Raw genomic sequence first — 12,794 nt, forward strand, 5'->3', positions numbered from 1 at the left:
ACTACGCTGGCCACGAGGTCTCCGGTATTTCGTTCTTCTTGGTCGTTGAACCATCTACCGGAGACCTCTTCGTTCAACGATCACCGACACGCCTCACACGTGATCTTTCGAAACACGGCCTAGGGGCACTACAGCAGAACTGGAAGTCGGCCGGCCTACCTCAGTTGGGCGCACCGTTCTTGTCCGAGGACCATAACGCGTGCGTGAGAGAGTGCGTGCGGCGCATGGGTGAGCTCTCCTACAAAAGCGCTTTCGAGGAAGGCGCCCGCCTCGACCTTGAGGAGGCGTCCTCGCTCGCGCTGGGCGAGCTGGACGCCCTCGACGACGGCTGATGGTGGGATCTCAGTTGGCCTGCGGCCAGCGTGTGTCCTCAGGCCAGGCGTGCACGAACCGCGCGCTGCCGAACGAGAACTCAATGTGGCCGCGGATCCAGTGTTCGAGACCGCGCACGTAGTTGAGCACCGGTGATGGAGCCCATGCCTCCATTGCCGCGCGACGGTCGACAAACGCAGCGATCGCCTCGTCGTGCATCCGGGCAACCTCGAGCAGCGCGTCCTGAACGGAAAGCGACTTGTGGGTGGCGAGCACCGTCACGAGGTTGTGCCTGGCCTTGTCGGTGCGGCGCTCCTTGGCGTACGAAAGCAGGTCGTTGTCCCAGCCGACGAGGTCGCAGGCCAGGTCGGAGAGCATGCGAACGTCGGGGTGGTACCAGTCCTCGGTCTCGATCCGGTAGCCGCCGCCAGTGTCGATGAGTGCGAAACAGGTATACGTGGCCCCGGTGGTGCGACGCATCAGGAGATAGTCCTCGGGGGTCGGGATGAGATCGACCTCACGGTTCGCCGCCTCCCAGATTTGGGCGAACAAATACTCCTTGACCGCGCTCCGCCACCGGTCCAACTGTTCGGGCGTGGCTATCGCCGAGATGCGGTCCAGGAGGTCTCTGAGGGCGAGGCCATACGCGTCGCCAGACTCCGGAGCCCTGCCTCCGTCGAGGCTCTCCAGAAGCGATGGCAGCGCGCGGGCGACTGCAGCAGCGCGATGCCCGGTGAGTTCGCTTTCACAGAATCCGTCATCGAAGGCCCAGAGCCAGAAGTACCAGTCGGTAATCAGCCGGAGACTCTCGCGTGGGACGGTTGGGTTGGTCCGTGCGGGGAGGAGGCCGAGTTCTGAGCGGCTGAAGTGCTCGATGGAGTCGGCGCTCGGAAGCATGTTCCAGGCGGCCACCCATGCCTGGCTCTCCGCAGCGATCTCCGCGGCATGAACATTGATCTCATTGGGGAACGGACATGGGAGCGGAGGGATGCGAAGCGGTCGCCTATCGAAGGTATGCGCAGAATTCGCCACGCCCCTCAGCATGACTACAGAACGCCCGTAAGGCCATACTCAACAGCTTTTACGCATTTACCATGCTTTTGTGACATTCTAGTATATCTCCGCACTTTTCTGGCAAATTACTCATTTACGACATCTGGGTCTTATCTACGACGCAAGACACACTTACACAGGGCCGGCACTCTCGATGAGAGCCCTCTGACCAGTTCGAACTCCTCCGTCGCAGACTGATGCATAAGAGGTGGTCCTGCCCTCAGTCATTGCACCGATCGACGTCGGTTGCCGACTCGACAAGATTTCACACGCTCGTCGCGCTACCGCAATACGCCGCCAGCATCAGCAAAGTGTCACCTTTGCTGATGGTCAGCTTGCCAGACACTCCCTCCCTGATGTGCGGGCGCGACGTTTCAGTGCGCGGCTACCTCGCCAAGGAGACCCGCCGCTTCGCCGACCCGGTGCTACGGGGGGAGATCACCGGCTTCCACCGCGAGCTCGTCGACTGACGGCACGCCTTCCTCCCAGGCTCACCGGCCGGATGCGGGACGGTTTCGAGCGGCACCCTTGCGTGATACAGGGGGCACTGTGCGTCGTGCCCCGATAGGGTGCCCTGCACGGAACCGTTCCGCTCAGGTGTTCAGGTGCGACCGCCTCCCGACCCGCCGTGGACCGGAGCAATTCTTACCCGCCGCAGACGGAATCGTTCCGGTCCGCCGTAGGTTCTGGAGAAGAGTACCTAGGGAAAGGCTGTCCAACCGTGTTCGACCCGACGGATCTCTACGAGCTCGCAGCCGACGCGCCCGAGCTGCCCGATCCGGTATTGCTGTACCACTTCGACGGTTTCGTCGACGCGGGCGGTGCCGGGCGCCTCGCGCTGAGCCACCTGCTGGCCGAGTTGGAGCACCGGGTCGTGGCGACGTTCGACGTTGACCGGCTGCTCGACTACCGGTCCCGCCGGCCCATCATGACCTTCGACACAGACCGCTGGGTCGAATACGAGAGCCCCGAGCTGGCCGTGCACGTCGCGACCGACTCGACGGGGACGCAGTTCCTGGTGATGAGCGGGCCCGAGCCCGACCGGGAGTGGGACCTGTTCGCCAAGGCGGTGGCGGAGCTGGTGAAGCGGCTGCGGGTGAGCAAGCTGGTGACGCTGCACGGCATCCCCATGGCCGTCCCGCACACCCGGCCGCTCGGCCTCACCATGCACGCCAGCAAGCCGGAGCTGATCAACGCGCAGACGAGCGCGTTCGGGCGCGTCCAGGTGCCGGGCAGCGTCGCGGGGCTGCTGGAGCTGCGGCTGGGGGCGCAGGGGCACGACGCGGTGGGCTACGCCATCCACGTGCCGCACTACCTGTCGCAGGCCGAATACCCGACGGCCGCCGTGACCGCCCTGGAGGCGGTGACGCGGAGCACGGGGCTGGTGTTCCCGATGGACTCGCTGCGCGACGCGGCCCGCCGCACGACGACGGAGATCGAGGAGCAGATCCACGCCTCCAGCGAGCTGTCCACCGCGATCAACGGGCTGGAGCAGCAGTACGACGCCTTCGCGGCGGGCGCCGAGCGCGAGAACCTGATCGCCGAGGCGACGCCGATGCCGACGGGTGATGAGCTCGCCGCCCAATTCGAGCGCTTCCTCGCCGAACGCGACGACGACCACTGAATATCCATATTTTACGGTGGCCCGGGCCGGCACCACCCGCCGCACGTGGTCCGGCCCCTCCAGGGTGACGCTTACCAGGTGTGCGGGGTCGGGCGCCGTTACGGCGTCCAGTTGGCCGGCTCGGTGGTGTTTCTGGGCAGGGTCGCCGTTGCTCGCCCCGATAGCCTGGTTCGATGGATGTGCGTGTGGGGCTGGTTGGATATGGGCCTGCTGGGGCGTTTTTTCATGCGCCCCTCATTCGCGCCACCCCGGGGCTGACTCTCGCGGCGGTCGTGACGCGGAATTCCGCGCGGCGGGACGAGGTGGCCGGGAAGTACGGCGCGACGCCTGTTTCCGATGTGCGCGAGTTGTGGGGGCTGTGCGACATCGTTGTGGTCGCGTCACCCAACAGGACGCACGTCGCCACGGCCGCCGCGGCTCTCGCCCAGGGGCTGCCCGTCGTCGTGGACAAGCCGCTGGCCAGGACCGCCGAGGAGGGGCGGGAGCTGGTGCGGCTGGCCGAGGAGCGCGGGGTCATGCTGACCGTGTTCCAGAACCGGCGGTGGGACGGTGACTTCCGTACCGTGCGCAAGCTGGTCGAGGAGGGCCGGCTGGGCGAGGTGCGGCGGTTCGAGTCGAGGTTCGAGCGCTGGCGGCCGGTGCCCAAGGGCGGCTGGCGGGAGACCGGCGGCGCGGACGAGGTCGGCGGGCTCCTCTACGACCTGGGCAGCCACCTGGTCGACCAGGCCCTGCGACTGCTCGGGCCCGTGCGGGAGGTCTACTGCGAGAGCGACGTCCGGCGGGAGGGGGTGGCCTCCGACGACGACACGTTCATCGCGCTGACGCACGCGAGCGGGGCCCGCTCGCACCTGTGGATGAGTGCCGTGGCGGCCCGGCTGGGGCCCCGGTTCCGGGTGCTGGGCTCCTCGGGGGCGTTCCTGAAGTACGGGATGGACGTGCAGGAGGAGCGGCTTCGGGCCGGGGTCGCGCCCGATTCGCCGGAGTTCGGGGAGGATGACGAGGGGAGCTGGGGCGTGCTGGGCACGGAGGACGCGCACCGCGCCGTGCGTACCGAGCCCGGGGCGTACATCGACTTCTACCGCGGTGTGGCGGCGGCGCTGACCGAGGGCGCGCCGCCACCCGTGGACCCGCGGAGCGCGATCGAGGCGCTGACCGTCATCGAGGCCGCCCACCTCTCGGCCACCCAGCGCATCGTCGCCCACCTGACCTGACCCGCGCGCGGCGGCCTGAGGTCAGTCCCGGAGGCGGGCGTGGAGGGCGGCGGTGTCCGCGTCGGTCCAGCCGTGGCGGGCCAGCCAGCCCATCGCCCCGCCGAACCGGTCGTCCAGCACCCCGAAGAACTGCTCGATGTAGCGGGGCCGGGGCATGTGGTCGTCGGTCGGCCGCGAGTCCAGGTCGCCCCGGTAGGTCTCGCTCCCGCGCAGCCGCTTGAGGATCAGCTCCAGCCGCTCCCCTGTGGCCACGTAGTCGGCGACGATCGCCTCCCGGGTCGCGCCCGCGACCTCCAGGGCCAGGGCCGACAGCACGCCGGTGCGGTCCTTTCCGGCCGCGCAGTGCACCACCGCCGCACCGTCGGCCGACGACAGCGCGCGCAGGGCCGCGATCACGGCGTCGGGGCGGTCGCGCAGGTAGCCGAAGTAGAAGCCGGTCACCCGCAGCTCCTCGTCCAGCCCGCGCTCGGCCCAGGGCAGCACCCGGTCGCCGTCGATGGTGTCGGCCTCGACGTCGGTGTGCGTGCCGCCCTCCGCGAACAGCGTCAGGTGGTGGTGCCGCACCTCGGGCACCCGGGTGAGCGGCCCGGGTCCCTCTAACGAGACCTCGGCGTTCGAGCGGAGGTCCACGACGTGCCGCAGGTTCAGCTCGGTCACCAGCAGGGTCACGTCGGCGGGGGTGAGGCCCTGCAGATTGTCGGAGCGGAAAATCCGTCCGCGACGGGTGCGCCCGCCGTCACGGGTGGGGAGTCCGCCCAGGTCACGCGCGTTGACCGCGCCTTCCAGATCGATCCACCTCGTCATCTCGTTCATCGTCTCGACCTTATATGTCCGCCAAATATGTGCGGATTCGAGGTTCATAACGCAGCATGAACGTATGGATCCACGAGCTTTGCCTCCACGGCTGGTGATCGATCCAACGCTGCACCCGGAGATCTCGGTCGAGCTGCGCTCCAGCCCGCACCTGCTCCGCATGGCTCGGTCGGGTGCGCGCGTGGACACCACGAAGAACCCCGCCGCGCTCTTCATACTCCCGGCTTTGACGGTGGTGCTGTCCATCGCGACCGGTATGCAGATCCTCCTCATACCCGGCATCGGGCTCCTGGTGATCGTGTTGTTCCGGTGGATGGCGGCGGACAGCACGTACCGCTCGACCAAGCGAAAACTCCGCCTGGCCAGGGAGAACGCCGACCGCTTCATCCTGCCGGAGGATCTGGACCACCCCTGCCAGATGCTGTTGCGCAGGGCGCAGAACGCGGTCCAGGCGATCATGGCCTCCCGCGTGCACAAGGACGGGCTGATCGACAGCGTCGACAACCAGGTGTCGCTGCCGGAGGAGGTCTGGCAGATCGCCCAGCGGCTGCGCCGGCTGTCGTCCATGCACGCCGAGCACGGCAGGCTGGTCCCGCGCGAGCTGCCGCCCGGCATGGAGGACGCGTTCAAGCCCTACACCGAGGCGCTGGACACCGCCTGGACGTCGCTGTCGTACCGGGTGCGCCGTCTGGAGAAGTACGCCAAGCAGGTGCTGAAGGCGGACAAGGCCTACCACGCGCACCGGAGGCTGGAGGCGCTGGCCGCCAAGACGCCCGAGTACCAGCAGCTGATCGCCGATACCGTGCGGGACGAGCTGGCCCGCGAGCGCATCAGGGAGCTGGCCGATCAGGCGGCGCACGTGCGCAAGGTGTTCGAGGAGAGCATCCTCCAGGCGCGTCAGGCGGCCGGCGAGCTGCTCAGGGCCCCTCTGACCTCTGAGTGAGCCCGGGAACGCTCCCCCCGGCCCGCCGCGGTGGGGCACGGCCCGCGCCGGCCGCACCCCATCGCGCGTCTGTCAGCCGACCACCAGGCAGGTGGCCGTCGCCGTCTTGCCGGGGTCGCTCTCGGAGGTGGCGGTGAGCTTGACCCTGGCCACCCGGTCGCCGCCGTGCCCGCGCACGGCGTTCACGGTGATCAGGTCCCGCTTGCCGAACGCGACGGAGGCGAGGGCGTTCGGCAGCTGGGCGGTCCAGCCCTTGCCCTGCACCTCGGCCTTGAGGCGGTAGACGTCGGAGTTGAGGTAGGCGCTGACGTCCTCCGGGTGCTGCCCCTGCGCCGGGGCCGGCCTGCCGGTGTTGACCAGCGGGAACTTGCAGGTGGAGTAGCCCTTGCGGGTGGGCGGTCCGGCCGTGGGCAGCAGCCTGACGCCGCGCTTCTGCGGGCCGGCCCCGTCCAGCGAGCGGACGGCGACCGTGTAGGAGAGCTGCCCCTTGCGGTCGCGTTCGAGGTCGGTGATGTAGAAGTGCAGGCGGTTGGCCTCGTCGACGTACTCGTACTCGCTGCCGGAGTCGGTGCCGGCGTGGAAGAGGGCGTCGGACAGCTGGCGGTAGTCGCCGATCGTGATCGGCACCCTGGTCCCGTCGGGCATGACGTAGTCGGTCATGTCGATGTCCTGCGGGTTGGCGTCGATCACCCACTCGAACGGGGCCCGGTCCTCGTTCTTGGTCTTGGCCAGCAGGACGCCGGAGTCGGGCGTGAAGGAGTCGCTGCCCATGCGGTCCACGACCTCGACCGTGTAGTTGTCGTAGCCGCCGCGGTCACAGAGCGCGTCGCTCCGGTCGCACGAGCTCTTGTCCGCGCCGGCGTCGAAGGAGATGTTGATGCCGGACAGCTCGTCCTCGCCCGGCTGGACCGCTCTCGCCAGCACCTTGGCGGTGACCAGGCCGGACTCGTCGAGGGCTTCGCGTGACAGGCGCAGGACGTGCTGCTCGTCCACCATCTCGAGCTTGATCTTGTTGCGCAGCATGTGCTGGGCGCCCAGGGACGCGCCGGCGGTGGGCGGGATGAGCCAGCGCGAGTGCGGGCCGCCCGGGCCGTTGAAGCTGCCGCGGCTGAGCATCTCCCAGATGCCGGTGTAGGACCGTCTGGGCGGCTCCCCGTAGGGGTTGTTGTAGTTGTCGGCGATGCCCATGATGTGGCTCAGCTCGTGGGCGTAGACGGCCATGCCGGAGCTCTCGGCCTGCACCGAGTCGATGCCGAAGCGGGCGTTGGGCCAGAAGGTGGAGCCGGCCTGCCACGAGGTCCAGTCGACGTAGCGGGTGTCCGACCAGTTGGGCAGCGCGGGGTCCGGCGGACCCCACTCATCCGGTACGTCCTCCTTCGTCGGGAATTTCATCATCCCGAACTCCTGCCAGGTGGACGACTCGTCCTGGCCGGCGCTCAGGTAGAAGACGAAGTCGAACTGGTCGGCCGCCTCCTGGCCGACGTCGGCGATCCAGGCCGCGTTGCCCTCGGTACGCAGGTTCTTGTCGCAGCTGTCGCCCGCCGGGCAGGCGGTGCCGCTCTGGAACTCCATCGCGTACTCGTGGTCCTTGCCCGACATCGTGTAGGGGCCGAACCCGGTCAGCTCCACGCCGTACCGGCCGCCGGAGTCCTCCATCCAGTACTCGTGGATGGTGTGCCCCTTGTTGAGGGCGTTCGGGGTGTTGAGGAAGTCCTGGTAGAACCCGGCCACCTGGTCGCGCGGGATGTCGTGGGCCTCGGCGCTCGGGTTCGCGAAGATCGTCGAGCCCTTGGGCTGGGTCACCACGAATGGCTGGTTGGGGTAGTCGAGCAGCACGAGCGCGCCCTTGAAGGTGCGCTTCGACCCCTTGACGGCGGGGTCGTTCCACGTGGTGCCGGGCGGCTGCTTGTAGTCCGCCCACGTCATGTTGTCGGGATTTTCCCAGTCCTGCGGGTCGATGGGCTTGATGTCGCCGGACGGGCGGGTGCGCAGGGCCTGGGCGTCGGCGGGTGCGTCGAGCTGCCAGGGCTGCGTCTGCGGCCAGTGGTTCTGCCGCCACGGGTACGCGGGGTCTGCGGGGGGCGCTGCGGAAGCGGGGGTCGCCATCAGGCTCACCGGGATCAGCACGATGGCCGATAACAATCCCCTCAGCAGCTTCTTCGGGGCGTTCACGGCTTGACGGTATAGACCTTATGGACAGAGATCAACGATCAGTTTTCCCGGCGTACCGACCTGGGAAATCGTGTGGTTCGTCCTGATTGCGAACTTGTGTCCGCTCGCGTTTTAATGCCCTGAAGAGAAAGTCCGACGGGAGTCCCCCATGCCGTCAGCGCTGCGTGCCCCTGCCCTGAGCAGGCGCGCGCCCGCGCCCGTCATGATCCACTCCGCCCCGCTGGTGCTGCCCGTCTGCGCCGAGCCGCTCCGTGACGGCGCGGTCGCGGTCAGGGGCGACCGGGTGGCCGCCGTCGGCGCGCGGGCCGCGGTGCTCGCCCGCTTCCCCGCCGCCTTGGAGGTGCGGTGGACCGGGATGATCGTGGCCGGGCTGGTGGACGCCTGCGCCGCCGGGCCCGCCGCCGGACGCGCCGCGGGGCCGGGGGTGACCGCGCGGGCGAGTGTGGTGGGCGACCTGGCCGACCCTCCCGCGGCTCCCGGGATCGCGTACATCGAGGTGACCAGCGCGAGCGAGGAGGAGTGGGAGGCGTACGGGCGGGACGCGGTGATCACGGCGATCCGCGAGGTCGACCGGCCGTGCGCGGTGGGGATCGCGGCGCACACGACCGATCCGCAGGTGCTGGAGGACGTGGCGGTGCTGGCCAGGACGTTCGGGCTGCGCCTGCTGGCCGGGCTGGACCGGCACCCGCCCGCGGCCCTGGACGAGGCCGGCGTGCTCGGGCCGCTGTGTCACGTCACCTGTGCCCGGCCGCTGGACCCCGGGGAGCGCAAGCTGCTGCGGCTGCGGAAGACGGTGGTGGCGGTGTACGCGTCGTCCGCGGCCGACGTGGCTACCCTGCTGGACGAGGGCAACCCCGTCGCCCTCGCCACCGCCCGCCCTGCCCCGAAGGGCACGGCCGCGGATGGCCCTGCCGCGGATGGCCCCGCAGCGGATGGCCCCGCGGCGAATGGCACAGCACCGGGTGGCACGGCGCCGGATGGCTTCGCGGGGGCGGGCGGGGTGCTGGCGGTGGCCGCGGGCATCCGGCGGGAGGCGCGGGCTCTCGGGCTGCGCACGCGCGGTCTGGACGCGCGTCTCGTCACGGCGGCGACCCTCGGCGGTGCCCGGGCGCTGGGGATGGACCGGGGCAGGGGCCGGATCGGCTCGCTGGCCGCCGGGACCCGGGCGGACTTCGCGGTGTTCGACGCGCGGGGGCGCTACCCGTACGCGGCGCTGCTGGCCGAGCCGCCCTGCCTCGGCACGGTCGTCGGCGGCGTCCAGGTCACCCTTCCCCCACCCTGACCGTGCCCGGCTCCCGGGGCGAGGGGCGAGGGGCGAGGGGCGAGGGGCGCTGCGGGCGTCAGCGGAACTGCTCCTCCACCAGCGCGAGCAGGTCGCGGAGCCGGTCGCGCTGCCCCTCCTCCAGCACGGCGAACAGCTCCTGACCCGCCTCCCGGCGGGCGTCGCGAGCGAGGCCGGCGAGACGGCGGCCCTCGGGGCTGATCAGCACCAGCGTGGAGCGCCGGTTGGCGGGATCCATCTCCCTGCGCACCAGCCCCGCCGCCTCCAGCGCGTCCACGACGGGCGTGAGCGAGCGGGGCACGATGCGCAGCTCGTCGGCCAGCCGGACCATGCGCAGCGGCTCGGAGGCGTCGGCGAGGACGCGCAGGGCACGCGCCTGACCGGGGTTGAGCGCGAGCGGCTCCAGCCGGCGCGCGTATCCTTGCCGCAACCTCCGCCCGACCAGGAAGAACAGGTCGGTGAGTTCTGTTTCCGCCATGCCCACTAGTTTAGCCGGAACAAATATGAGTTAGCCTCTGTTTGAGTGGACATCTGAAAGGAGGCGCCACTTGGCGGAGGAACCACGCGCGCCGATCGGGCGCATCATCAAGCTGTTCCGCCCCTACCGTGGCCGGCTGGCCCTGGTGGGGGCATTCATCCTGCTGTCGTCGCTGGTCGCGCTGGCCTCGCCGTTCCTGCTGCGCGAGGTGCTGGACACGGCGATCCCGGCGAGGGACGCCGGCCTGCTGGCGCTGCTCGCCCTCGGCATGATCGCGGTGGCGGTCACCACCAACGTGTTCGACGTGCTGCAGACGCTCATCTCCACCACCGTGGGCCAGCGGGTCATGCACGACCTGCGCCTGGCCGTCTACGCCCACCTGCAGCGCATGTCGCTGGCGTTCTTCACCCGCACCAGGACCGGCGAGGTGCAGTCGCGCATCGCCAACGACATCGGCGGCATGCAGTCGGTCGTCACCACGACCGCCGCCTCCCTCGTCTCCAACCTCACCACCGTGCTCGCCACCATCGTCGCCATGGTCGCGCTCGACTGGCGGCTGACGGTGATCTCGCTGGCGCTGATGCCGGTGTTCGTGTGGATCAGCCGCAACGTCGGCAGGGAGCGCAAGCGCATCACCGCCGAGCAGCAGCGCAAGCTGGCCGGCATCGCGTCCATGGTGCAGGAGTCGCTGTCGATCAGCGGCGTCCTGCTGGGCCGCACCATGGGCCGCTCGGCGGAGCTGACCGAGCGCTTCGGGCGCGCCTCCGACGACCTGGCGGGCATCGGCGTGCGCGTGAGCATGGCGGGCCGCTGGCGGCAGTCGTCGATCCAGCTCGTCATGGCCGCGATGCCCGCCCTCATCTACTGGGCCGTCGGCCACACCGGCGCGATCTCCGTCGGCACGCTGGTGGCGTTCACGACCCTGCAGACCAGCCTGTTCCGCCCGATGGTCTCGCTGCTGCGGCTCGGCGTCGACGTGCAGAGCTCGCTGGCCCTGTTCGCGCGCATCTTCGAGTACCTCGACCTGCCCGTCGACATCCACCCGGGCACGCGGGAGCTGCCCGGCGCGCGCGGCGAGGTCCGCTTCGAGGACGTCGACTTCTCGTACGGCGAGGCCCCCACGCTCACCGGCGTGGACCTCACGATCCCGGCGGGCACCGGCCTGGCCGTCGTGGGCGAGACCGGCTCGGGCAAGACCACGCTCAGCTACCTGCTGCCCCGCCTCTACGACGTCACCGGCGGCCGGGTCACGATCGACGGGGTGGACGTGCGGGAGCTGACGTTCGAGACCCTGAGCGAGACGGTCGGCGTGGTCTCGCAGGAGACCTACCTCTTCCACGCCTCGATCGCCGACAACCTGCGCTTCGCCAAGCCGTCCGCCACGGACGAGGAGCTGGAGGCGGCGGCGCGGGCCGCGCGCATCCACGACCACATCGCCTCGCTGCCCGACGGCTACGACACGCTGGTGGGCGAGCGCGGCTACCGCTTCTCCGGCGGCGAGAAGCAGCGCCTGGCCATCGCGCGGACGCTGCTGCGCGACCCGCCGGTGCTGGTGCTCGACGAGGCCACCAGCGCGCTCGACACCCAGACCGAGCGGGCCGTGCAGGAGGCGCTGGACGGGCTGGCGCGGGGCCGTACGACGATCACGATCGCACACCGCCTGTCCACGGTCCGCGACGCGGACCAGATCATCGTGCTGGACGGCGGGGAGATCGTCGAGCGCGGCGACCACGACGAGCTGATAGCCCGCGGCGGCCACTACGCGGCCCTGGTGAGCAGGGACGAACCACTCGAACCAGGCAGGGGCAAGGAAGAGTTGGCGCAGGCCCTAGGCCAGGCCAAGTGACAGGATTTCGGCGCGCTCGCTGGGTAGAGGGCGCGTATGACCGAAAAACCTCCGGACCGGTACGGAATGAGCGACGAGCAGGGGATCGAGGTCGAGGAGTGGACCGACGATCTCGGCTTCCGGCATGAGGTCATCGAGGACGACCCCCAGCACAGGGACACGCTCGACGAACGCCTGCGCCGGGAGTCACGGGACCGGCTGCACGAGCCCCGCCCCAAGCACCGCCTGACCCAGCCGGACGAGGGCCTGGAGCCCGACACCGACGACGAGGAGCTGGGCGTGGACTGGGGCGACGACGACGGCAACGACCTGTCGGCGGAGGAGCGCGCCGTCCGCATCGATCCCGACGAGAACCTGACGTGAGGCGGCCGGGCGCCTCAGGCGAGGCGCTCCAGCAGCGGCAGCACGGCGTGCAGGTCGTCGACCACGGCGTCGGCCTCGGCCGCGCGCGGGCGCTCGGCGTGCAGGTATCCCCACGGCCCGCGGCGCAGCAGCACCGTGCGCATGCCCGCCGCGGCGGCCGGCAGCACGTCGTTGTCCAGCCGGTCGCCGACGTAGAGGATCTCGGCGGGTGCCCGGCCGGCGACCGCCGCGACGCGGGCGAAGAAGGCGGGGTCCGGCTTGGACACGCCCCACCCCTCGGAGGTGTGCACGGAGTCGGCGGGCAGGTCCATGGCGACCAGCGCGTCGTAGGCGCGCTTCGGCTGGTTGCCGGCGATGATCACCTGGCGGCCGGCCGCCCTGATCGCGGCCAGGGCGTCGCGCACGTCGGGGTAGAGATCCGCGGTGTCGAAGTGGTTGCGCGGGCCGTCGGGGTCGTCGCGCTCCCAGGAGGCCATCTCGGCGTCCAGGTCGAAGCCGGGGCGTACGAGCCTGAAGGCGTCGCTGTGGGAGCGGTCCATCGCCGCCATCCCGCCGAGCGCGCCCATCAGCTCGAACCCGGTCACACCCAGCCGGTCGGCCCAGCGCTGCCAGATGCGCTGCTCGTTGATCAGCGTCTCCCCGACGTCGAACACCACGGCTTCGATCATCGATCCCCCCGTTTCGAGCGCCCCGCCGG

The 12,794-nt window shown here is 70.0% G+C and carries 13 protein-coding genes; 8 read left to right on the forward strand and 5 right to left on the reverse strand.

The annotated features are described in order from the left end of the window. Positions 1-203: 203 nt before the first annotated feature. Complete coding sequence (locus FH608_RS54055) at positions 204-332, forward strand: hypothetical protein (protein ID WP_264372955.1); 129 nt, start codon at positions 204-206, stop codon at positions 330-332. Between the two features lie 10 nt (positions 333-342). On the opposite strand, the gene FH608_RS46715 is transcribed toward FH608_RS54055, so the two are convergent. Further along, positions 343-1,224, reverse strand: a complete 882-nt coding sequence (locus tag FH608_RS46715) for a terpene synthase family protein (RefSeq protein ID WP_139637655.1) — start codon at positions 1,222-1,224, stop codon at positions 343-345. 467 nt (positions 1,225-1,691) lie between these two features. On the opposite strand from FH608_RS46715, the gene FH608_RS52230 reads away from it, so the two are divergent. From FH608_RS52230 to FH608_RS46725, 3 genes are all read left to right on the forward strand, one after another. Then, a complete protein-coding gene (locus FH608_RS52230; RefSeq protein WP_193319031.1) occupies positions 1,692-1,835 on the forward strand; it encodes a hypothetical protein in 144 nt (47 codons plus the stop codon). Positions 1,836-2,086: 251 nt separating this feature from the next. Continuing rightward, a complete protein-coding gene (locus FH608_RS46720; protein ID WP_139637656.1) occupies positions 2,087-2,989 on the forward strand; it encodes a proteasome assembly chaperone family protein in 903 nt (300 codons plus the stop codon). A gap of 173 nt (positions 2,990-3,162) precedes the next feature. Beyond that, positions 3,163-4,200, forward strand: a complete 1,038-nt coding sequence (locus FH608_RS46725) for a Gfo/Idh/MocA family protein (protein WP_139637657.1) — start codon at positions 3,163-3,165, stop codon at positions 4,198-4,200. A gap of 21 nt (positions 4,201-4,221) precedes the next feature. Here FH608_RS46725 and FH608_RS46730 read toward each other — a convergent pair whose 3' ends face one another. Continuing rightward, entirely contained in the window at positions 4,222-5,013 is a 792-nt protein-coding gene (locus FH608_RS46730) for a tyrosine-protein phosphatase (protein WP_139637658.1), read from the reverse strand. 64 nt (positions 5,014-5,077) lie between these two features. Here FH608_RS46730 and FH608_RS46735 point away from each other — a divergent pair, with 64 nt between their 5' ends. Beyond that, the gene (locus FH608_RS46735; protein ID WP_139637659.1) at positions 5,078-5,956 is read left to right on the forward strand and encodes a hypothetical protein; all 879 of its coding nucleotides are present in this window, start codon (positions 5,078-5,080) and stop codon (positions 5,954-5,956) included. A gap of 72 nt (positions 5,957-6,028) precedes the next feature. Here FH608_RS46735 and FH608_RS46740 read toward each other — a convergent pair whose 3' ends face one another. Beyond that, positions 6,029-8,128 carry a M6 family metalloprotease domain-containing protein gene (locus FH608_RS46740; protein WP_226900507.1) on the reverse strand — a complete coding sequence of 700 codons (2,100 nt, stop codon included), beginning with the start codon at positions 8,126-8,128 and terminating at the stop codon, positions 6,029-6,031. Positions 8,129-8,276: 148 nt separating this feature from the next. Here FH608_RS46740 and FH608_RS46745 point away from each other — a divergent pair, with 148 nt between their 5' ends. Next, on the forward strand, positions 8,277-9,410 hold the full coding sequence (locus tag FH608_RS46745; RefSeq protein ID WP_139637660.1) for an amidohydrolase family protein: 1,134 nt from the start codon (positions 8,277-8,279) through the stop codon (positions 9,408-9,410). A gap of 58 nt (positions 9,411-9,468) precedes the next feature. On the opposite strand, the gene FH608_RS46750 is transcribed toward FH608_RS46745, so the two are convergent. Next, positions 9,469-9,888, reverse strand: coding sequence for a MarR family winged helix-turn-helix transcriptional regulator (locus tag FH608_RS46750; protein ID WP_139637661.1), 420 nt, complete (start codon positions 9,886-9,888; stop codon positions 9,469-9,471). Between the two features lie 70 nt (positions 9,889-9,958). Here FH608_RS46750 and FH608_RS46755 point away from each other — a divergent pair, with 70 nt between their 5' ends. Continuing rightward, positions 9,959-11,734, forward strand: coding sequence for an ABC transporter ATP-binding protein (locus FH608_RS46755; protein WP_226900508.1), 1,776 nt, complete (start codon positions 9,959-9,961; stop codon positions 11,732-11,734). A 36-nt stretch (positions 11,735-11,770) separates the two neighbouring features. After that, complete coding sequence (locus FH608_RS46760; protein ID WP_226900509.1) at positions 11,771-12,097, forward strand: DUF5709 domain-containing protein; 327 nt, start codon at positions 11,771-11,773, stop codon at positions 12,095-12,097. Positions 12,098-12,111: 14 nt separating this feature from the next. On the opposite strand, the gene FH608_RS46765 is transcribed toward FH608_RS46760, so the two are convergent. Beyond that, a complete protein-coding gene (locus FH608_RS46765) occupies positions 12,112-12,765 on the reverse strand; it encodes an HAD family hydrolase (RefSeq protein WP_139637663.1) in 654 nt (217 codons plus the stop codon). Between the last annotated feature and the right edge of the window lie 29 nt (positions 12,766-12,794).

The organism is Nonomuraea phyllanthi, assembly GCF_006334985.2.
In the GTDB taxonomy this organism is placed as follows: domain Bacteria; phylum Actinomycetota; class Actinomycetes; order Streptosporangiales; family Streptosporangiaceae; genus Nonomuraea; species Nonomuraea phyllanthi.

What these genes read in the sequence shown, in the direction of transcription:
- FH608_RS52230 (WP_193319031.1), top strand. Translation starts at nt 1,692, where the DNA reads ATGGTCAGCTTGCCAGACACTCCCTCCCTGATGTGCGGGCGCGACGTT.
- FH608_RS46725 (WP_139637657.1), top strand. Translation starts at nt 3,163, where the DNA reads ATGGATGTGCGTGTGGGGCTGGTTGGATATGGGCCTGCTGGGGCGTTT.
- FH608_RS46730 (WP_139637658.1), bottom strand. Translation starts at nt 5,013, where the DNA reads ATGAACGAGATGACGAGGTGGATCGATCTGGAAGGCGCGGTCAACGCG.
- FH608_RS46735 (WP_139637659.1), top strand. Translation starts at nt 5,078, where the DNA reads ATGGATCCACGAGCTTTGCCTCCACGGCTGGTGATCGATCCAACGCTG.
- FH608_RS46745 (WP_139637660.1), top strand. Translation starts at nt 8,277, where the DNA reads ATGCCGTCAGCGCTGCGTGCCCCTGCCCTGAGCAGGCGCGCGCCCGCG.
- FH608_RS46750 (WP_139637661.1), bottom strand. Translation starts at nt 9,888, where the DNA reads ATGGCGGAAACAGAACTCACCGACCTGTTCTTCCTGGTCGGGCGGAGG.
- FH608_RS46760 (WP_226900509.1), top strand. Translation starts at nt 11,771, where the DNA reads ATGACCGAAAAACCTCCGGACCGGTACGGAATGAGCGACGAGCAGGGG.
- FH608_RS46765 (WP_139637663.1), bottom strand. Translation starts at nt 12,765, where the DNA reads ATGATCGAAGCCGTGGTGTTCGACGTCGGGGAGACGCTGATCAACGAG.